This is a genomic window from Sphingomonas sp. Leaf20 (genome assembly GCF_001421535.1).
Classification (GTDB): domain Bacteria; phylum Pseudomonadota; class Alphaproteobacteria; order Sphingomonadales; family Sphingomonadaceae; genus Sphingomonas.
The window spans coordinates 175,484-193,229 of record NZ_LMKN01000008.1; the positions used below are offsets into that span (position 1 = coordinate 175,484).

Annotated in this window: 15 protein-coding genes; 7 read left to right on the top strand and 8 right to left on the bottom strand. The window is 67.5% G+C overall.

The genetic code is table 11. The features are described from left to right. Positions 1-99: 99 nt before the first annotated feature. Entirely contained in the window at positions 100-519 is a 420-nt protein-coding gene (locus tag ASE72_RS09110; RefSeq protein ID WP_056019916.1) for a hypothetical protein, read from the bottom strand. A 292-nt stretch (positions 520-811) separates the two neighbouring features. On the opposite strand from ASE72_RS09110, the gene ASE72_RS09115 reads away from it, so the two are divergent. Both ASE72_RS09115 and map read left to right on the top strand, forming a co-directional pair. Continuing rightward, entirely contained in the window at positions 812-1,018 is a 207-nt protein-coding gene (locus ASE72_RS09115) for a ParD-like family protein (RefSeq protein ID WP_056019919.1), read from the top strand. A gap of 1 nt (position 1,019) precedes the next feature. Next, positions 1,020-1,796, top strand: a complete 777-nt coding sequence (gene map, locus ASE72_RS09120; RefSeq protein WP_056019923.1) for a type I methionyl aminopeptidase — start codon at positions 1,020-1,022, stop codon at positions 1,794-1,796. Positions 1,797-1,810: 14 nt separating this feature from the next. Here map and ASE72_RS09125 read toward each other — a convergent pair whose 3' ends face one another. Beyond that, complete coding sequence (locus ASE72_RS09125; RefSeq protein WP_056019926.1) at positions 1,811-2,809, bottom strand: LLM class flavin-dependent oxidoreductase; 999 nt, start codon at positions 2,807-2,809, stop codon at positions 1,811-1,813. A 156-nt stretch (positions 2,810-2,965) separates the two neighbouring features. On the opposite strand from ASE72_RS09125, the gene ASE72_RS09130 reads away from it, so the two are divergent. From ASE72_RS09130 to ASE72_RS09140, 3 genes are read left to right on the top strand one after another with little or no spacing between them, the layout of a single operon-like run. Next, complete coding sequence (locus ASE72_RS09130; RefSeq protein WP_056019929.1) at positions 2,966-3,631, top strand: pyrimidine 5'-nucleotidase; 666 nt, start codon at positions 2,966-2,968, stop codon at positions 3,629-3,631. Beyond that, on the top strand, positions 3,628-4,461 hold the full coding sequence (dapD, locus tag ASE72_RS09135; protein WP_056019932.1) for a 2,3,4,5-tetrahydropyridine-2,6-dicarboxylate N-succinyltransferase: 834 nt from the start codon (positions 3,628-3,630) through the stop codon (positions 4,459-4,461). Before ASE72_RS09130 ends, dapD begins: the two co-directional genes overlap by 4 nt. A gap of 14 nt (positions 4,462-4,475) precedes the next feature. Then, positions 4,476-5,219, top strand: coding sequence for a CPBP family intramembrane glutamic endopeptidase (locus ASE72_RS09140; protein ID WP_056019935.1), 744 nt, complete (start codon positions 4,476-4,478; stop codon positions 5,217-5,219). 113 nt (positions 5,220-5,332) lie between these two features. On the opposite strand, the gene ASE72_RS09145 is transcribed toward ASE72_RS09140, so the two are convergent. From ASE72_RS09145 to ASE72_RS09165, 5 genes are all read right to left on the bottom strand, one after another. Then, positions 5,333-6,109 (bottom strand): ABC transporter permease, encoded by a 777-nt coding sequence (locus tag ASE72_RS09145; RefSeq protein ID WP_056019938.1) that lies wholly within the window; start codon positions 6,107-6,109, stop codon positions 5,333-5,335. Continuing rightward, positions 6,106-7,035 carry an ABC transporter ATP-binding protein gene (locus tag ASE72_RS09150; RefSeq protein ID WP_056019941.1) on the bottom strand — a complete coding sequence of 310 codons (930 nt, stop codon included), beginning with the start codon at positions 7,033-7,035 and terminating at the stop codon, positions 6,106-6,108. Before ASE72_RS09150 ends, ASE72_RS09145 begins: the two co-directional genes overlap by 4 nt. 158 nt (positions 7,036-7,193) lie before the next feature. Beyond that, complete coding sequence (locus ASE72_RS09155) at positions 7,194-7,904, bottom strand: DsbA family protein (RefSeq protein ID WP_056019944.1); 711 nt, start codon at positions 7,902-7,904, stop codon at positions 7,194-7,196. Next, complete coding sequence (locus tag ASE72_RS09160; RefSeq protein ID WP_056019947.1) at positions 7,901-9,256, bottom strand: M48 family metalloprotease; 1,356 nt, start codon at positions 9,254-9,256, stop codon at positions 7,901-7,903. Before ASE72_RS09160 ends, ASE72_RS09155 begins: the two co-directional genes overlap by 4 nt. Positions 9,257-9,423: 167 nt before the next feature. After that, on the bottom strand, positions 9,424-12,462 hold the full coding sequence (locus ASE72_RS09165) for an Rne/Rng family ribonuclease (RefSeq protein WP_082445922.1): 3,039 nt from the start codon (positions 12,460-12,462) through the stop codon (positions 9,424-9,426). 613 nt (positions 12,463-13,075) lie between these two features. Between ASE72_RS09165 and ASE72_RS09170 the strand changes: the two genes are divergently transcribed. After that, positions 13,076-14,317 carry an N-acetylmuramoyl-L-alanine amidase gene (locus ASE72_RS09170; RefSeq protein WP_056019953.1) on the top strand — a complete coding sequence of 414 codons (1,242 nt, stop codon included), beginning with the start codon at positions 13,076-13,078 and terminating at the stop codon, positions 14,315-14,317. Between the two features lie 99 nt (positions 14,318-14,416). Next, a complete protein-coding gene (locus ASE72_RS09175; protein WP_056019956.1) occupies positions 14,417-16,399 on the top strand; it encodes an OPT family oligopeptide transporter in 1,983 nt (660 codons plus the stop codon). Positions 16,400-16,442: 43 nt separating this feature from the next. Here the strand turns inward: ASE72_RS09175 and ASE72_RS09180 are convergent, their stop codons facing one another. Then, on the bottom strand, positions 16,443-17,726 hold the full coding sequence (locus ASE72_RS09180; protein WP_056019959.1) for a glycoside hydrolase family 130 protein: 1,284 nt from the start codon (positions 17,724-17,726) through the stop codon (positions 16,443-16,445). Between the last annotated feature and the right edge of the window lie 20 nt (positions 17,727-17,746).

Sequence of the window (17,746 nt, forward strand, 5' to 3'; positions counted from 1 at the left end):
CCGTCATCGCCGTAGTGAACTATTTGAACGGGTTGCCGGGTGCGCGCTCAGACTGAGGCTGTAGACGGTCCCGGGATCGCGTCCGAGCCTGTCGGTGCCTCACGATGCGGGATGACCGTCCGCCATCATGCCATCGAGCTTGCTCTTGGGCAGATTGATCAAAAGCCCGTTCTTGTTCTTTGCAAAGGACGGGAAATCCACCTCGACGCTACCGATCGCGCTCGTCACGACCGCAAAGTCTTTGCCGACGGTCTCGACCGTGCCGACGACAAGGCCCTTTGCATCGTGGACTTCAAGCCCTTGCACGATCTCCTTTGGCCGCACCGGGACAGGCCGCATCGTCAGGCGATTGGAGTCGGTGACGCCGGCCTGGAAATCACGGAAGGTCTGCTGGCGGTTGAATTCCCCCGGACCGCTGTCGTTTGGTCCGGCTGACTGCGCCGGAGGGCCCTGTTGCGCCTCGGCTCCGGGTGCCGATGCGAGAACAGTCGCGATTATGCCAAGAAAGAGTCCGCGCATTTCACCCCCCCCCCTCACTATTTTATGCTGTTATCTTATCCCGATCGCGGACTATCGACAATGCTGGAGGTGGTGGGGCGACGCGGCAATACTTGGCTATTTAATACAAAATCAGGGGAAGATCGGCGCTGCAACTATTGGGTGGAATGAGGTGCGGTGTGCGGCGATTGCGCGCGTGGCCTCGGGAATCCGGGCGTTTGAGACCTGTTGCAACCGGCTTCCTCCTCGATGTTGACCAAGCAGCATATGAAACATATACGATCCGTATCGTCGGTGGCATTGGAAGGTGAATATGGGAATCGTGAAGATTGACGACGCGCTGCATGAGGAGGCGCGCCGGGCCAGTGGTGTCATGTGCCGGTCGATCAATGCGCAGGCCGAGTTCTGGATGAAGATCGGGATGCTTGCCGAGGCAAACCCGACATGGTCGTTCAACGATATCGTCGTGGCGCAACTGACCGCGGGCCATGTCCGTGGTGTCGAAGCGGCGGCCGCCTGACATGGTGAAGACGTGCGAGGAACTTGCGCTGATGCGCGTGTCGGGAAAGCTGCTGGCATCCGTCTTCGAGATGCTCGACGGACAGACGTTGCGCGGCATGTCGACGTTGCAGATCAACGATCTGGTCGAGCAATTCATCACGGAGGATCTGGCGGCACGGCCGGCGAGCAAGGGGCAATATGGCTTCAAGTTCGTGCTGAACTGCTCGATCAACCACGTCGTCTGCCACGGCGTGCCCGATGCGGACGCGATCGTTCGCGACGGCGACATCATCAATCTCGACATCACGCTCGAGAAGAACGGTTTTATCGCGGATTCGAGCAAGACCTATCTGGTCGGGACCGCGTCGCCCGCCGCAAAGCGTCTGGTGCGCGTCGCGCAAGAGGCGATGTGGAAGGGGATAGCGCAGGTGCGGCCGGGTGCGCATGTCGGCGATATCGGCTTTGCGATCGAGCGTCATGCCAAGAAGAACGGCTATTCGGTCGTCCGCGAGTTCTGCGGGCATGGTATCGGTCGTGAAATGCACGAGCAGCCGGACATCATGAACTTCGGGCGGCCGGGCGCGGGCGTGCGGCTGTGCGAGGGCATGGTGTTCACGATCGAGCCGATGGTCAACCAGGGCTCACGCAAGGTCTCGACCGAGGAGGACGGGTGGACGGTCGTGACCGACGACGGCAAGCTCTCGGCGCAGTTCGAGCATACGGTCGCGGTCACGAGCGACGGGGTCGAGGTTCTGACGCTGCGCCGTGATGAGGCGCCGCCAGCGCGCGCGGCCTAGACAGCCGCCGCGCGTCAGGCCGCGAGTTTCAGGTCCTGCATGACCGCGGCGGTGATCGACAGGCTGCGCTTGCGCGCTTCATGGTCGAAGATCGCGCTGGTCACCATGACCTCGTCGACGCCGGTGCGTTCGACGAACGCGGCGATCCCGCGCGCGACTTTTGCCGGGCCGCCGACCGCCGAGCATTGCAGCACGTGGTCGAGGATCGCGTTGCCCTGCGGCCCCAGCGTGTCGCGGTAATGCGCGACGGGAGGCGGCAGCTGGCGCGGGTTGCCCGTACGCAGCGCGACGAACGACTGTTGCTGCGAACTGGCGAGCAATTCGGCCTCCGCGTCGCTGTCGGCGGCAAAGACGTTGAACCCGGCCATCACGTGCGGGCGCGACAGGAATGCCGACGGCTTGAAGTCGCGACGATAGATTGCGAGCGCACTGTCGAGCGCGTCGGGGGCAAAATGCGACGCGAACGCATAGGGGAGCCCGAGCGCGGCCGCGAGCTGCGCGCCGAACGTGCTCGATCCAAGCAGCCACATTTCGGGCTTCGCACCGGCACCCGGGGTCGCGGTGATCCCGGTCTGGCCATCGTCGGCGAAATAGCTCTGCAGTTCGAGCACGTCCTGCGGGAACGCGTTGGCATCGGTCTCGAGCGTGCGGCGCATCGCGCGCGCGACGCGCTGGTCGGAGCCGGGCGCGCGGCCGAGGCCGAGGTCGATCCGCCCCGGGAACAGCGCGTCGAGCGTCCCGAACTGTTCCGCGATCGTCAGCGGCGCATGGTTGGGGAGCATGATCCCGCCCGAGCCGACGCGGATCGAGCGCGTCGCCGCGGCGATATGCGCGATCACCACCGCGGTGGCGGCGGAGGCGATTCCGGTCATGCCGTGATGCTCGGCGACCCAGTAGCGCGTGAAGCCGACGCTTTCGGCGTGGCGTGCGAGATCGGCGGCGTTGGCAAGAGCCTGGGAAACCGTGCCGCCTTCGACGACAGGGACGAGATCGAGAAGCGAATAGCGTGTCATGAAAGACGAGATGGGTGCGCGCCCCGCCGACATCCACCCCTTGATTCTCTATCGCGCGGCATAGCGGGGCTGTGCGTGGGCGTTTCAGTGACCAAGCCTGCGCAGTGACCGAGCCTGCTTGCCCCGACCGTGCGGGGTGCCTAGAGGTTCGCCGCGATGCTTGCCCGCCTTGCCCCGATCCGCAACTGGATCTTCGACCTCGACAACACGCTGTACCCGGCGAGTGCCGACCTGTTCTCGCAGGTCGATGCGCGGATGACGGCGTTCATCCAGGACCTGCTGGGACTGGAGCATGACGAGGCGCGCCGCGTCCAGAAGGGTTATTTCCACAATCACGGAACGACGCTGTCGGGATTGATGACCGAGCATCACGTCGATCCGCACGCGTTCCTCGCGCATGTCCATGACATCGAGATGGACGTGCTCGAGCATGATGCACCGCTCGTCGCGGCGATCGCCAAGCTTCCCGGGCGCAAGCTGATCTTCACCAACGGCGACGTGCCCTATGCGCTGCGGATCCTCGACCGGCTCGGCCTGCGCGACAGTTTCGAGGCGATCCACGACATCCACGCGATGGACCTGATGCCCAAGCCGTATGCCTCGGCCTATGCCGGGTTCTGCGCGCGGTTCGGCATCGACCCCAACGAGTCGCTCTTCGTCGACGACATGGTCCGCAACCTCGCGCCCGCCAAGGCGATCGGCATGACGACCGTCTGGGTCGACAACGGATCCGAGCAGTCGCCGGGTACCGAACGCGACCATATCGATTTTACCGTCCCGGTGCTCGCGCCGTGGCTGGAAAGCATCTTGGAGATAGCATGAGCACGCTGCAGACGATCATCGACGCCGCCTGGGACGACCGCGCAAACCTGGGGTTCGACACCAGGGGCGAGGTCCGCGACGCGGTCGATAGCGCGCTGGCAATGCTCGATGCGGGCACCGCGCGCGTCGCCGAGCCGACCGGCGGCGAAACCGGCGGCGGCTGGCAGGTCAACCAGTGGCTGAAAAAGGCGGTGCTGCTGTCGTTCCGGCTGAACGACAATGTCGTGATCGACGGCGGCTCGGCGGGCGCGCCCGCGTTCGACAAGGTGCCGTCGAAATTCGCGGGCTGGGGCGAGGCCGAATTCCGCGCGGCGGGGATCCGCGTCGTACCCGGCGCGGTCGCGCGCCGCGGCAGCTTCATCGCCAAGGGCGCGATCCTGATGCCGAGCTTCGTCAACATCGGCGCGCATGTCGGCGAGGGCACGATGGTCGATGCCTGGGCGACCGTCGGCAGCTGCGCGCAGATCGGCCGCAACGTCCACCTGTCGGGTGGCGCGGGGATCGGCGGTGTGCTCGAGCCGCTGCAGGCGGACCCGGTCATCATCGGCGACGGCGCGTTCATCGGTGCGCGCGCCGAGGTCGCCGAGGGCGTCCGCGTGGGCGAGGGCGCGGTCCTGTCGATGGGCGTCTATCTCGGCGCGTCGACCAAGATCATCGACCGCGAGACGGGGGAGGTGTTCAAGGGCGAAGTCCCCCCTTACGCGGTCGTCGTGCCCGGTTCGATCGGCGGCGGTGACGGCAAGCCCGCGCTGTATTGCGCGGTGATCGTCAAGCGTGTCGATGCGCAGACGCGGTCGAAGACGAGCATCAACGACCTGTTGCGCGACTGACCGGCGGCGCGCTGATGCCGGCGCCGATCCTGCCGGCGCCGATCCTGCTGGTGATCGTCGCGGCGTACACGCTGGCGATCGCATGGCGGGGGCGGACGTTCCGGGTACGCCTCGCGCTGCCCGGCCGCGGGACGCGCGGGCACAGGATGACCGCATGGGCGCTGGGGCTCGCGGTATCGTTCGCGCTGCCGGCGGTGCTCGGGCTGGCATTGCTGGGGCAGGCTCCGCTGGGCGCGGGTCAGCCCGCCGCGATGCGGGTGATACCCGACGACTGGCCGCTGCTGCCGACTACGCCGCTGGTGCTGGGGATGGCGCTGGGGAGCATCGTCAACGCGGCGATCACGCACTGGCGGTGGCGCCGCGGCAAGACCGCGTTCGAGATCGCCCATCTGCCCGACGTCGCACCACAGGCGCGCTCTGAGCTGTGGCCCGCCACCGCCTTGTCGCTGAGCGCCGGGGTAAGCGAAGAGCTGTACTTCAGGCTGTTCCTGCCGCTGCTGATCGCGATGGTGTCGGGCGATGCGGTGATGGCGACGATCCTGGCCACGCTCCTGTTCGGCGCGGTGCATCGGTACCAGGGCGTGCGCGGCATGATCGCGACGACAATCGTCGGCGGCGGGCTGGCCGTGATCTACGGGCTGACCGGTGCGCTGTGGATGGCGATCGCGCTGCACGTCGTGATCGACCTCAACGCGCTCGTGGTCCGACCGCTGGCGCGCGGCGCGTGGCGACGGTCCGGCCCGGAGGGACGCGCGTAGGGGCGAGCGTCCATGGGGTAGCGACTGACATGCATGCGATCATGCGGTGAGCACCGACGGGGGCGGCGGGCAGTTCATGCCCCCCGGCCTCTGCCGGGGGGCGTTTTCCACCGTCAGTTCTTCATCCGCCAGCCAGTCCTGAAGATCCAGGCGATCACCGCGAGGCAGGCGACGAGGAAGCCCGCGGTCACCGCGAGGCTGATGCCGATCGCGACGTCGCCCTTGTCGAAGAAACTCCAGCGGAAACCGCTGATCAGATAGACGACGGGATTGAACAGGCTGAACGTGCGCCAGGGCTGTGGCAGCATGTCGATCGAGTAGAACGCACCGCCGAGGAAGGTCAGCGGCGTGATGAGCAGCGCGGGCACGAAATTGAGCTGCTCGAACCCGTTCGCCCAGACGCCGATGATGAACCCGAACAGGCTGAACGTGACCGCGGTTAGAAGCAGGAAGGTCAGCATCGCAAAAGGGTGTGCGATCTGCAGCGGGACGAAGCACGCGGCGGTCGCGAGGATGATGAGCCCGATGATCACCGACTTGGTGGTTGCCGCACCGACATAGCCGATCACCATCTCCATCGCCGAGACGGGGGCGGACAGAAGTTCGTAGATCGTGCCGGTGAATTTGGGGAAGTAAATGCCGATCGACGCATTGGCGATGCTCTGCGTCAGCAGCGACAGCATGATCAGACCGGGGACGATGAAGCTGCCATAGCTGACGCCGCCGACTTCCTGCATCCGGCTGCCGATCGCGCCGCCGAAGACGATGAAATACAGCGACGTGGTGAGCACGGGCGTGACGAGGCTCTGCCAGAGCGTGCGCAACCCGCGTGCCATCTCGAAGCGATAGATCGCCCAGATGCCGTGCAGGTTCAGATGGGGGGCGTTCATGCGCGGTCTCCGACGAGATCGACGAAGATGTCTTCGAGGCTCGACTTGCTGGTTTCGAGATCCTTGAAGCCGATGCCGAGCTCGGCGAGCTTGCGGAGCAGCGAAGGAATGCCGGTGTGGTCCGCCTGCGCATCGAAGACGTAGCGCAGACGCTTGCCCTCGTCCTGAAGCGACAGGTCCCATTCGGCGAGGTCGGGCGGGATCGTGTCGAGCGGCTCCTGCAGCGAGAGCTCGAGCTCGCGCTTGCCGAGCTTCTTCATCAGCGAGGCCTTGTCGTCGACCAGCAGCAATCTGCCCTTGTTGATGACGCCGACGCGGTCGGCCATCTCCTCGGCCTCCTCGATGTAGTGCGTCGTCAGGATGATCGTCGTGCCGCCTTCGCGCAGGCGGTGGACGAGCTTCCACATGTCGCGGCGCAACGCGACGTCGACGCCTGCGGTGGGTTCGTCGAGGAACAGGATCTCGGGCTCGTGCGCGAGTGCCTTGGCGATCAGCACGCGGCGTTTCATCCCGCCCGACAATTCCATGATCTTGGCATGGCGCTTGTCCCACAGCGACAGGTCGCGGAGCACCTGTTCGATATACGTGCTGTGGCCCGACCGGCCGAACAGGCGGCGGCTGAACGTGACGGTGGCGAGCACCGTCTCGAACATGTCGACGTTGAGCTCCTGCGGGACCAGCCCGATGCGGCTGCGCGCCTGCTTGTAGTCGTGGATCGCGTCGTAACCCGCGACCCTGATCGTGCCCGCGGACGGCGTGACGATCCCGCAGATGATGCTGATCAGCGTCGTCTTGCCCGCACCGTTGGGGCCGAGCAGGGCGAAGATCTCGCCCTTGCGGATGTCGAGATCGACGGGGTGGAGCGCGGTGGTGCCGCTCTTGTAGGTCTTGGTGACGCCCGCGACGGACAGGATCGGTTCAGTCATTGGCACCCCTTTTTCGAGAGGGGAGATGGGGGCGGTGGGGACATATTGATAGGGGCCGTCAGCCCCCATTGCCGTCATCCTGGGCTCGACCCGGGATCCAGAGCCACACGCGTTCCGGTTGTGGCTCTGGATCCTGACTTTCGTCAGGAGGACAGGGGTCAGCCAGCGCGCGCCGCGGCGACCGCCTTCTGCAGCTCCTCGAGCGGCAATGCGCCGGACAGGACGCGGTCGCCGACCACCCAGCTCGGCGTGCCCGTCACACCGAGCTTGGCGGCGGTTTCCATGTTCTTGGCGATTTCGGCGTCGGCGGTCTTCCCGAAGCCCGGCTGTGCCGTGTCGACGCCCGCCTTTGCGGCCGCCGCGGCGATCGAGGCGTCGCTGACCGGGCCGCCGGCGTAGAGCGCGTCGTGGAAGGTGGCGAACTTGCCCTGCTGCGCCGCCGCGAGGCTCGCGCGTGCGGCAACGCGGCTTTCGGCGCTCAGCACCGGGAGTTCGCGGAAGACGACGCGGACCTTGGGATCGGCCGCGATCAGCCTGGCGATCGTCGGCAGGCTCGCGCGGCAATAGCCACAATTATAGTCGAAATATTCGACCAGCGTGACGTCGCCCTTGGGATTGCCCGCCCAGGCGCTGCCGAACGGGGTGACGATCGCGGCGCGGTTCGCGGTCACCGTCTTGCCGGACTCGCGGTCGCGCAGCTTCTCCATCGCCTCGGGCAGGATCTCCGGGTGCGCGAGGACATAGTCGTGGACGATCGCCTCGACCTGCGCGCGTTCGACGCCGCCGCCCTGACGGTCAAAGCCCCACACCGCGAGCCCGCCGAGGATCGCACCGGCCACCGCGATCGCGGGCAAACTGAATCTGTTCATCGGCGGCGCTTATACTGCTTTGGATTGTCGTCCATCTCGTTTTGCGCGGTCATCGCGATGTCCTGCGCACGGATCCAGTCGGGGGTGTTCGCGGGGATGTTCGCCAGCGCATAGCGCGCGCTCGACGACGCGGTGCGCATGTCGCCGCCCATGCTCGCGCGTTCGGCGGTGGCGAGCGCCGCGCGCGGCGTGTCGCCGGTGAGTTCGTACACCGTGCCGAGCTGCATCCAGGCGAACGGGTTCTGGTCGTCGCGTGCGACCGCGGTCCGGAGCACTCTCGTGGCTTCGGGATAATTGGCCTTGTTCTCGGTCGCGATCAGCGCGTGGCCGAAGGTCGTCGCGATCAGCGGGTTGTTGCGTGATCCCTCGGTCGCCTCGCGCAGCGGCACGAGCGATTCGACCGGCTTGCCCGCCTCGAGCAGGATCTGCCCCTTGATCTCGAGGAAATAGGGATCGTCGGGCTTCGCCTTGACGAGCGCGTCCGCCTCCGCGTCGGCTTTCTCGGGGTAGCCCGACTTGTGATAGGCATAGGCGCGCGCATAATGCGCATAGATTGACTGGTCGCTCGGCGGATAGCTTTGCAGCGTCCGCGGCGCGGGCATGACATAGCCGGCAAGCTTCGCCTTCACGCGGCGGAAGCGCTCCTCCAGCGCGGCGTCGGGTTTGATCGCCCAGGCGGGCGATGCCTGAAGATCCGCGGTCAGCGCGGAGACGCGTTCGCCCGACAGCGGATGCGACTGCATGTACGGATCGATATTGGCGGTGCCGTAGCGATATTCCTGCTGTTGCAGCTTCTTGAAGAAGCTCAGCATGCCGCGACCGGTGACGTTGGCCTCGCGCAGATATTTGGCGCCGCTGGCATCCGCGGTCGATTCCTGCGTGCGGCTGAACGCGAGATAATTGCCCATCGCGGCCTGCTGTCCCGCCGCCATGATCCCGGCGCCTGCCTCGCCGCTGCCCGCCGCCATCGCCGCCAGGCCGAGCACCATCGAGAGCAGGTACATCCCCATCGCGGGCTTGGTACCGCGGTCGGAGAGGACGACATGGCCGTCGGCGATGTGACCGAGCTCGTGCGCGATCACGCCCTGCACCTCGTTGGCATTGTCCGCCGCCTGCAACAGCCCCGAATGGACGTAGACGGTCTGCCCGCCCGCGACGAAGGCGTTGATCGAGTCGTCGTTGATCAGCACGACCTTGACGTCGCGCGGCGACAGGCCGGCGGCCTTGACGAGCGGCGCCGACATCTCCGCGAACATCGTCTCGGTCTCGGCATCGCGGAGGATCGACTGCGCATGGGCGGGTTGCACCCAGAGCAGCAGGGCGGCGGTCGCGGCGGCTACGAAACGCTTCATATCGGGCGTTATCGTCGATCGGGGGCGGGGGGGCAATGGCGCAGCGCCGGCGTGTACGGTGCCGTTCGGGCGGTTGGGCGCGGGCGCGGGCCCGCTTAAGCGGCCCGCAACGAAAAACGGGCGCGACCCTTCGGTCGCGCCCGTCTGTCGGGTGATGCGCGCCGGCGTCAGCCGAACGTGCGCTGCCACCAACCACGGCGGGGTGCGCCGTCGGGGTCGTCATTGCCGTTGCCGCTGCCCGTATCGGCCTGCGGCTGGACCTCGACCTCGGGGACCGCCGTCTCGACGGGGGCGGCAAGCGCGTCGGTGGTCGGCGCGGCATCACCCGCCTCGATCACCGCGGTCTTGCGCGGGCGACCGCGCGGCTTGGCGACCTTGGCAGGGGCCTCCTCCGCGGCGGGCGCTTCGGCGACGGGCGCGACCGCCACGTCACCCGCCTTGCGACGCGTGCGCTTCGGTTTCGGCGTCGAGGCTTCGATGGTCTCGGCGGGCGTTGCGCTCACCTCGTCCATCGTTGCGTCGGCAACCGCCTCGCGGCGACGACGACCCGCCTTGGCGCGCGGCTCGGCCGCAACGGGCTCGGCCGCGACGGGCTCGGCCGCAACGGGCTCCGCGACATCGGCCACGGCGGGCTCGGCAACCGCGTCTTCGACGCCAGCGCCGGTATCCGCCTCGGCCTCGACCTCGGCAACGCGCGGCTTGCGGCCACGACGCGGCTTCGGTGCGGCATCGGCAACCGCCTCGGCGATGTTGCTCGCGGCAGCCGCAGCCCGCGCGCGGGGACGACGACGCATCTTGGGCGCCTCGGCCGCGTCTGCGGGTGCCTCGTCCGCCACGGTGCCCAACACAACCGGTTCGGCAGGCGCATAGACCTCGTCCGTATCCGTCGCGGTGCGATCGGGCTCGGGGGCGTCGGCGATCAGCGCGGCATCGTCGACGCTGCTGACGGCGATCGGCTGATCCGTACCCTGCTCGTTGCGACGTCCGCCGCGGCGACCGCGACGGCCACGACGACGGCGGCCTTCGCCTTCGCCGTTCGTCCGATCGGCCGGTGCTGCCTCGTCCGCGGCGTCGTCCGTCACGCCGTCCGCCGCTTCGTCGAGCGCGCCGGTGCCGCCGATCGCGACGATCTCGCCCTCGACCTCGTCGATTTCCTCGACGTTGCCATCCGCCTCGTCGAACGTGCCGGTGTCGGCGACGCCTTCGGCTGCACCCTCCTCGCCGGGACGCGCACGACCGCGACGACCGCGACGGCGGCGACGCTTCTTGCCGCCTTCGCCGTCTGCGTCACGCGCCTCGCGTGCGCCCTGCTCGCGCCCGCCTTCACGCCCGCCTTCACGACCGCCTTCACGGCCCCCTTCACGACGGCGCGGCTGCTCGGCCTCGGCCTCTTCGACCTCGTCCTCCTCGATCTCGTCCTCGATCTCCTCGGGAAGGTCGTCCTCGTCCTCCTCGATGATCTGCACGAACTTCGGCGGATGCGCGGGCGGCGGGCCGCTGGCCTCGACCGTCATGTGCGCGCCTTCCTCGTCTTGGCCGGGGATGATCTCGACGATCACGCCGTAGCGATCCTCGATCTCGGCGATGTCCGCACGCTTGCGGTTGAGGATGTAGACCGCGGCCTCCTGGCTCGCGCGCAGCGTCAGCAGCGAGCCGCGACCGCGGGCGGCCTCGTCCTCGATGAGGCGGAGCGCGGAGATGCCCGACGACGATGCGGTGCGCACCAGCCCGGTGCCCTCGCAATGCGGGCAGGCGCGCGTCGAGGCTTCGAGCACGCCGGTGCGCAGCCGCTGGCGGCTCATTTCCATGAGGCCGAACGACGAGATGCGGCCGATCTGGATGCGCGCGCGATCGTTCTTGAGCGCCTCCTTCATCGCCTTCTCGACCTTACGGACGTTGGAATTGTTATCCATGTCGATGAAGTCGATGACGACGAGCCCGGCCATGTCGCGCAGGCGGAGCTGGCGACCGATTTCCTGGGCGGCCTCGAGGTTGGTCGCGGTCGCGGTCTGCTCGATCGAATGCTCGCGGGTCGACCTCCCTGAGTTGATGTCGATCGAGACGAGCGCCTCGGTCGGGTTGATGACCAGATAGCCGCCCGACTTCAGCTGGACGACGGGATGGTACATCGCCGACAGCTGATCCTCGACGCCCGCGCGCTGGAACAGCGGCACGGGGTCGGCGTAATGCTTGATGCGTCGCGCGTGCGTTGGCATCAGCAGGCGCATGAACTCGCGCGCCTGGCGATAGCCGTCCTCGCCCTCGACGATGACCTCTTCGATTTCCTTGTTGTAGATGTCGCGGATCGCGCGCTTGATCAGGTCGCTGTCGCCGTACACGAGCGCGGGCGCCGACGCCTTGAGCGTGGCTTCGCGGATTCCGTCCCACAGGCGGGCGAGGTAGTCGAAGTCGCGCTTGATCTCGACCTTCGAGCGCTGGAGGCCCGCGGTGCGGACGATGCAGCCCATCGAGGGCGGCAGCTGCATGTCGGCCATGATCGACTTCAGCCGCTTGCGATCGCCCGCGTTGCTGATCTTGCGCGAAATGCCGCCGCCGTGGCTCGTGTTGGGCATCAGCACGCAGTAACGGCCGGCGAGCGACAAATACGTGGTCAGCGCCGCGCCCTTGTTGCCGCGCTCTTCCTTGACGACCTGGACGAGCAGCACCTGGCGGCGATGGATCACGTCCTGGATCTTGTAGCGGCGGCGCAGGTTCATGCGACGCTCGCGCAGGTCCTCGACCGCGGCATCGTCGCTGCTCGACTTGCGCTTGCGACGCGGGGCCTCGCCGGCCTCTTCGCCGCCTTCGAGTTCCTCGGCGACGTCGGGGTCTACCCCGCCATCGTCCTCGAAGCGCTCGATATCGTCCTCGTCGTCACCCTCTTCGTCGTCCGAATCATAATCGGCGCGCAGCGCGGCTTCCTCGGCGGCGTGCTCGGCCTCCTCGCGGAGCAGCGCGTCGCGGTCTTCCTTGGGGATCTGGTAGTAATCGGGGTGGATCTCGCTGAATGCGAGGAAGCCGTGGCGATTGCCGCCGTAATCGATGAACGCCGCCTGGAGCGACGGCTCGACCCGCGTGACCTTGGCGAGGTAGATATTGCCTTTGAGCTGCTTGCGTTCGGCACTCTCGAAATCGAATTCCTCGATCCGGTTACCTTTGACGACGGCGATCCGGGTCTCTTCCCGGTGGCGTGCGTCGATCAGCATACGCGTTGTCATAATAAAGTCTCCGCGCGCGCGCCGGGCCTGATGGCAGCCGTCGCGCGCTTGATGGTGGGGCGGTCGGACACGGACGTCCTGAGCCGCGGAAGGTATGCGAAACTGCCTCTGCTCGGCGCGCATGCCGCGGGATCTGACCCTGCGGCGCCCGCACGACCGCGATCCCGTCGGCGAAGGCCGATCGGTGCGCGGGGCGGGGGGAATGCGTCATTCGAGCGTCAACCTGAAATTGCCGCGCCGGCGAGGATCGCAGGCGGGCGTTGAGACCGGCGCGTCGCTGTAAAAATTTAAGCGATGCACGGGTGCACGACAGGACTAGCACTGCATATCCGATCCCGCAACTGGCGCGGCGCGGGGACGTGTTGGGGCTTCGGGTACGCTGGATCCGGGGTCGGGGCCCGTGGCGCCCGGCGTTCGGATTTGTGGTGTGTCGGAATGCCGAGGGAAGAGGTTTTGCGGGTCGGGGCGTTTGCCGGGGCGGCAGGAAATTGCCGGTAAATCACGGCAAACGGCAGGTTAACCCTACCCCGCAACACCCTTTTGCGGCGGCGTAGTCTAGAGGGAGCGGCGTGATCGAATGTACCGATCGAAAGGGTGTGGCATGGCTTTTCGCTGGACCGGCGGCGCGGTCGCACGGCATGGACGCAGGATGGTCGCGGTCCTCGCCCTGATGCTCGGCTGGCTGTCCGGCGTTCCTGCGCTCGCGGCGACGGTGCAGAGCGTTGCGATCGGCAGCGCGCGGATCGTCATCCGCTTCGACGCACCGGTCGACCGGGCGGCCAGCGAGATCCTTACCGGACGGCAGCAGATCGCGGTCGACATTGCGGGCGTGACGCCCGGCGCACAGGTCAGGGCGGGGGGCGTGGTGACCCGCGTCACGCAGCGCCGGCATGGTGCGGCGGGTCTGCGGATGCTGTTCGACCTGTCCGAGCCGGTGATCGTCGCCGATGGCGGTTTCGACTCGGACGGTCGCGAGCTGACGCTGGCATTGCGCCGCGTCGACGCGAGCGGGTTCGCGCAGGCCGGGGTCGCCGGCCCGATCACCTTCTTCCCGCTGAGCTTCGTCGGGCGACCGGCACCGCGCTACAAGGTGTCGATCCCCGTGCCCGCGCGCGCACGCGGCGTGGCGCTGCCGCGCGTCGAGGGGGACGATTCGCGACCGCTGGTGGTGATCGATGCGGGGCATGGCGGCGTCGATCCGGGTGCGATCGGCCCCGACGGGCTGCGCGAGAAGGACGTGACGCTGAAGGTCGCCAAGGCGATCCGCGACGCGCTGCTCGCCTCGGGCCGCGTGCGCGTCGCGCTCACGCGGAGCGACGACCGGTTCCTGATACTGCGCGAGCGGTACGGCGTGGCGCGCCGATTGAAGGGAGACCTGTTCATCTCGATCCACTGCGACAGCACGGGATCCGAAGGCGCGACCGGCGCGACCGCGTACACGCTGTCCGAGGTCGCGTCCGACAAGGAGGCCGCGCGGCTTGCGGCGCGCGAGAACAAGGCGGACGTGATTTCCGGGGTGAATCTGGGGGAGGCGCCGGCGGACGTATCGTCGATCCTGATCGACCTGACGCAGCGCGAGACGATGAACGCGTCGGCGACGTTCGCGCGACTGCTGGGGCGCGAGGCGAAACCGCTGATGCCGCTCAAGGCCAACTTCCACCGGATGGCGTCGCTGATGGTGTTGAAGGCGCCCGACATGCCCTCGATCCTGTTCGAGACGGGGTATATCTCGAACCCGCAGGACGCGGCGTTTCTCGATAGTGCCGAGGGGCGGGAGCGGATCGCGCAGAGCGTGACGCGCGCAGTCGAGGTGCATTTCGCGCGGCGGATGGCGAACCGGTAGGGTTTCGGAGAGGACCGCTCGCCCTTGTGGCGGGGGTTGCGGTTTCCCTCCGCCCCACATCATGGCACAAGTCGCCCAAATTGCTCTGGGGCTTACGACATGACCGACGCGACGCGCAGCAGCGCACCCCCGACGACCCCGTCGACCCCGACGACAATGCGCGAGCTGACCTTCCGCGGGGTGGTGCTCGGCGCGATCATCACGCTGCTGTTCACCGCGGCCAACGTCTATCTGGGGCTCAAGATCGGGCTGACCTTCGCGACGTCGATCCCCGCCGCGGTGATCTCGATGGCGGTGCTGCGGCTGTTCAAGGATTCGACGATCCTCGAGAACAACATCGTCCAGACGATCGCGTCCGCGGCGGGGACGCTGGCGGCGATCATCTTCGTGCTGCCCGGGCTCGTCATGATCGGCTGGTGGCAGGGCTTTCCGTTCTTCACCACCGCGGCGATCACGATGTTCGGCGGCGTGCTGGGCGTGCTGTTCTCGGTCCCGCTGCGCCGCGCGCTCGTCGTCGACACGGTGCTGCCCTATCCCGAAGGCCGCGCGGCCGCGGAGGTGCTCAAGGTCGGTGCGGGCAGCCGCGAGGGCGGTGCGGAGAGCGCACGCGGGCTTGGCATCATCGTCGTCAATGCGCTCGTGTCGGCGGGGTTCGCGATCCTGACGCAGACCAAGCTCGTCGCCGCGGAGGCCGCGACCTGGTTCCGCGTCGGCGCGGGCGCGACGGGGATCTCGGGCGGGCTGTCGTTCGCGCTGCTGGGCGCGGGGCATCTGGTCGGGATTTCGGTCGGGATGGCGATGTTCGCCGGCGTGGTCATCGGCTGGTGGATCCTGCTGCCGATCCTGACCGCGGGCGGGAGCGTGACGGGCACCGCGGAGGTGATCGCCACGACCGTGTTCCGCTCTGACGTGCGGTTCTTCGGCGCGGGCGTGATCGGCGTTGCGGCAATCTGGACGCTGCTCAAGATCGCGGGGCCCGTGGTCGGTGGCGTCCGGTCCGCGCTTGCCGCCTCGGCGTCGCGACGCGGCGGTGCGGTGCTCGCGCTCGAGGACCGCGACATTCCGATCGGGTTCGTCGGCGCTGCGTCGCTCGCGATGCTGGTGCCGATCGGCATCCTGCTCTGGACGGTGCTCGAGGGCGGACCGCTCGAGGCGTCGGCGATCGGGCTGATCGCGGGCAGCCTCGTGTTCATCCTCGTCATCGGCCTCGTGATCGCGGCGGTCTGCGGCTATATGGCCGGGCTGATCGGCGCGTCCAACTCGCCCGTATCGGGGATCGGGATCCTCGCCATCCTTGCGGCGTCGATCCTGCTCGTCGCGTGGTTCGGCCGCGCGGTCGAGCCGGGGACGACGCAGGCGCTGGTCGCCTATGGCCTGATCGTGACGGGCGTCGTGTTCGGCATCGCGACGATCTCGAACGACAATCTCCAGGACCTCAAGACCGGGCAGCTGGTCGGTGCGACGCCGTGGAAACAGCAGGTCGCGTTGCTGATCGGCGTCGTGTTCGGATCGATCGTCGTGCCGCCGGTGCTCAACCTGCTCGGCAGCACGCTGGGCTTCGCAGGCGCGCCGGGGGCAGGGCCCAATGCGCTCGCCGCACCGCAGGCGGCGCTGATCTCGGCACTCGCGAAGGGCGTGCTCGGCGGCAATCTCAACTGGGCGATGATCGGCTATGGCGCGATCACCGGTGTCGCCGTGATCGCGCTCGACGAATTGCTGGGTAAGGCGGGCAAGCTGCGGTTGCCGCCGCTTGGCGTCGGGCTGGGCGTGTATCTGCCGATGGCGGTGACGCTGCCGGTCACGATCGGCGCGGTGGTGGGGTTCGCCTATGACCGCTGGGCGGACCGGGCGCGCGACCCCGAACTCGCAAAGCGGATGGGGGTGCTGACCGCCACGGGGATGATCGTCGGGGAATCGCTGTGGGGCGTCGGCTTTGCCGGGATCGTGTACATGACCAACGAGGAAACGCCGCTGGCGCTCGTCGGCGACGGGTTTGCGCCGATCGCGCTCGTTGGCGGGACGCTGCTGTTCGCGGTGCTGACCGGGATATTGTACCGCCGTACCAAGGCGGCGTCGCGCTGAGGCGGGACGGCGGCGGCTAAACACCCCGCCGCCGCCGCCTCGGTCACCGCATCGCGGCGAGCATGTCGGTGATCTTGACGAATGCGAAGCCGATCGAGCTGTCGGCGATGCCATAGGGCAGGAACAGCGTGTCGCCGTGGCGCAGCGCACCGCAGCTGTAGACGACGTTGGGGACATAGCCCTCGCGGTCCTGGTCCTTCGCGGCGAGGATCGGCTGTTCGGTCCGGCCGATCACCTTCGACGGATCGTCCTTGTCGAGCAGCACCGCGCCGATCGAATATTTGCGCATCGCGCCGACGCCGTGCGTCAGCAGCAGCCAGCCCTCGTCGAGCTCGATCGGCGGACCGCAATTGCCGATCTGCACCAGCTCCCACGGGTAGAGCGGCGTGAGGATCTTCTCGCCGTCGTCCCAGTCGGTCAGCGTGTCCGACTTGAGCAGGAACAGGTTCTCGCCGTCTTGCCGGCCGATCATCATATACTGGCCGTTCACCTTGCGCGGGAACAGCGCCATGCCCTTGTTGCGCGCGGCAGGGCCGGTCATCGGCACGAGATCGAACGCGCGGAAATCGCGCGTGCGCATCAGTTCAGACTGGATGACCGAGCCGTTATACGCGGTGTAGGTGCCGATCCATTCGTATTCGCCGTCGTCGTGCCTGAACCTGACGATACGCAGATCCTCGAGCCCCTTCGACTGTGCCTGCGTGATCGGGAAGATCACGGTGCCGCTCAGCGTGCTGTCGCGGTGGCGATAGACGGTGACGGGGCCCTGCGGCATCTCGTCCTCGCCACTGCCGACCGCATCGGTGGCGGTCGCGAAGGGCGGCTCGGGGGCGAGCTTCATCTGGTTTTCGCAGGTGATGATGCCTTCGCGGAACGCGACCGACGAGATGTGTCCCTCGCCCACGGCGCGCATCGACATCAGGATGCGCAGAGAGCCTGGCGGCATCCCCGACTGGTCGAAATGCGGCACAGCGCTGGGGTTCATCAGCGCGGCGGCGGCATAGCTGTATTCGTGACAGAAATAGGCGCCGATCAGCTGGCGCTTCTCGTCGCCGATGTCGGCGCCGTTGAGCCCGAGCATGTCCTCGATCTCGTCGTAGCGCGTCATGAACACGCGCCGCGTCTGCCAGTGCCGGGCTTCGAAATCCTTGAGCACGACCTCGAGCTGGGTCCGTGCTTCCGCGCTCGTCATTTCGAGCACCTCGCCGACCAGCCGCTCGGTGCGGCTGGGGGCGCCGGCATTGCCCGCCCAGGCGATGTGGAACGGCCGGACGACGACCCGCGACGGGTCCGCGTGCAGCCGCAGCTGGTGGGTAAACAGGTCCATCGTGCTAATGCCTCGCGCGC

Excerpts from the sequence above, each read along its gene's own strand:
- ASE72_RS09180 (WP_056019959.1), bottom strand. The coding sequence starts at position 17,726 with ATGGACCTGTTTACCCACCAGCTGCGGCTGCACGCGGACCCGTCGCGG.
- ASE72_RS09130 (WP_056019929.1), top strand. The coding sequence starts at position 2,966 with ATGCTTGCCCGCCTTGCCCCGATCCGCAACTGGATCTTCGACCTCGAC.
- ASE72_RS09150 (WP_056019941.1), bottom strand. The coding sequence starts at position 7,035 with ATGACTGAACCGATCCTGTCCGTCGCGGGCGTCACCAAGACCTACAAG.
- ASE72_RS09110 (WP_056019916.1), bottom strand. The coding sequence starts at position 519 with ATGCGCGGACTCTTTCTTGGCATAATCGCGACTGTTCTCGCATCGGCA.
- ASE72_RS09170 (WP_056019953.1), top strand. The coding sequence starts at position 13,076 with ATGGCTTTTCGCTGGACCGGCGGCGCGGTCGCACGGCATGGACGCAGG.
- ASE72_RS09175 (WP_056019956.1), top strand. The coding sequence starts at position 14,417 with ATGACCGACGCGACGCGCAGCAGCGCACCCCCGACGACCCCGTCGACC.
- ASE72_RS09165 (WP_082445922.1), bottom strand. The coding sequence starts at position 12,462 with ATGCTGATCGACGCACGCCACCGGGAAGAGACCCGGATCGCCGTCGTC.
- ASE72_RS09125 (WP_056019926.1), bottom strand. The coding sequence starts at position 2,809 with ATGACACGCTATTCGCTTCTCGATCTCGTCCCTGTCGTCGAAGGCGGC.
- dapD (WP_056019932.1), top strand. The coding sequence starts at position 3,628 with ATGAGCACGCTGCAGACGATCATCGACGCCGCCTGGGACGACCGCGCA.
- ASE72_RS09145 (WP_056019938.1), bottom strand. The coding sequence starts at position 6,109 with ATGAACGCCCCCCATCTGAACCTGCACGGCATCTGGGCGATCTATCGC.
- ASE72_RS09140 (WP_056019935.1), top strand. The coding sequence starts at position 4,476 with ATGCCGGCGCCGATCCTGCCGGCGCCGATCCTGCTGGTGATCGTCGCG.
- ASE72_RS09115 (WP_056019919.1), top strand. The coding sequence starts at position 812 with ATGGGAATCGTGAAGATTGACGACGCGCTGCATGAGGAGGCGCGCCGG.
- ASE72_RS09160 (WP_056019947.1), bottom strand. The coding sequence starts at position 9,256 with ATGAAGCGTTTCGTAGCCGCCGCGACCGCCGCCCTGCTGCTCTGGGTG.
- map (WP_056019923.1), top strand. The coding sequence starts at position 1,020 with ATGGTGAAGACGTGCGAGGAACTTGCGCTGATGCGCGTGTCGGGAAAG.
- ASE72_RS09155 (WP_056019944.1), bottom strand. The coding sequence starts at position 7,904 with ATGAACAGATTCAGTTTGCCCGCGATCGCGGTGGCCGGTGCGATCCTC.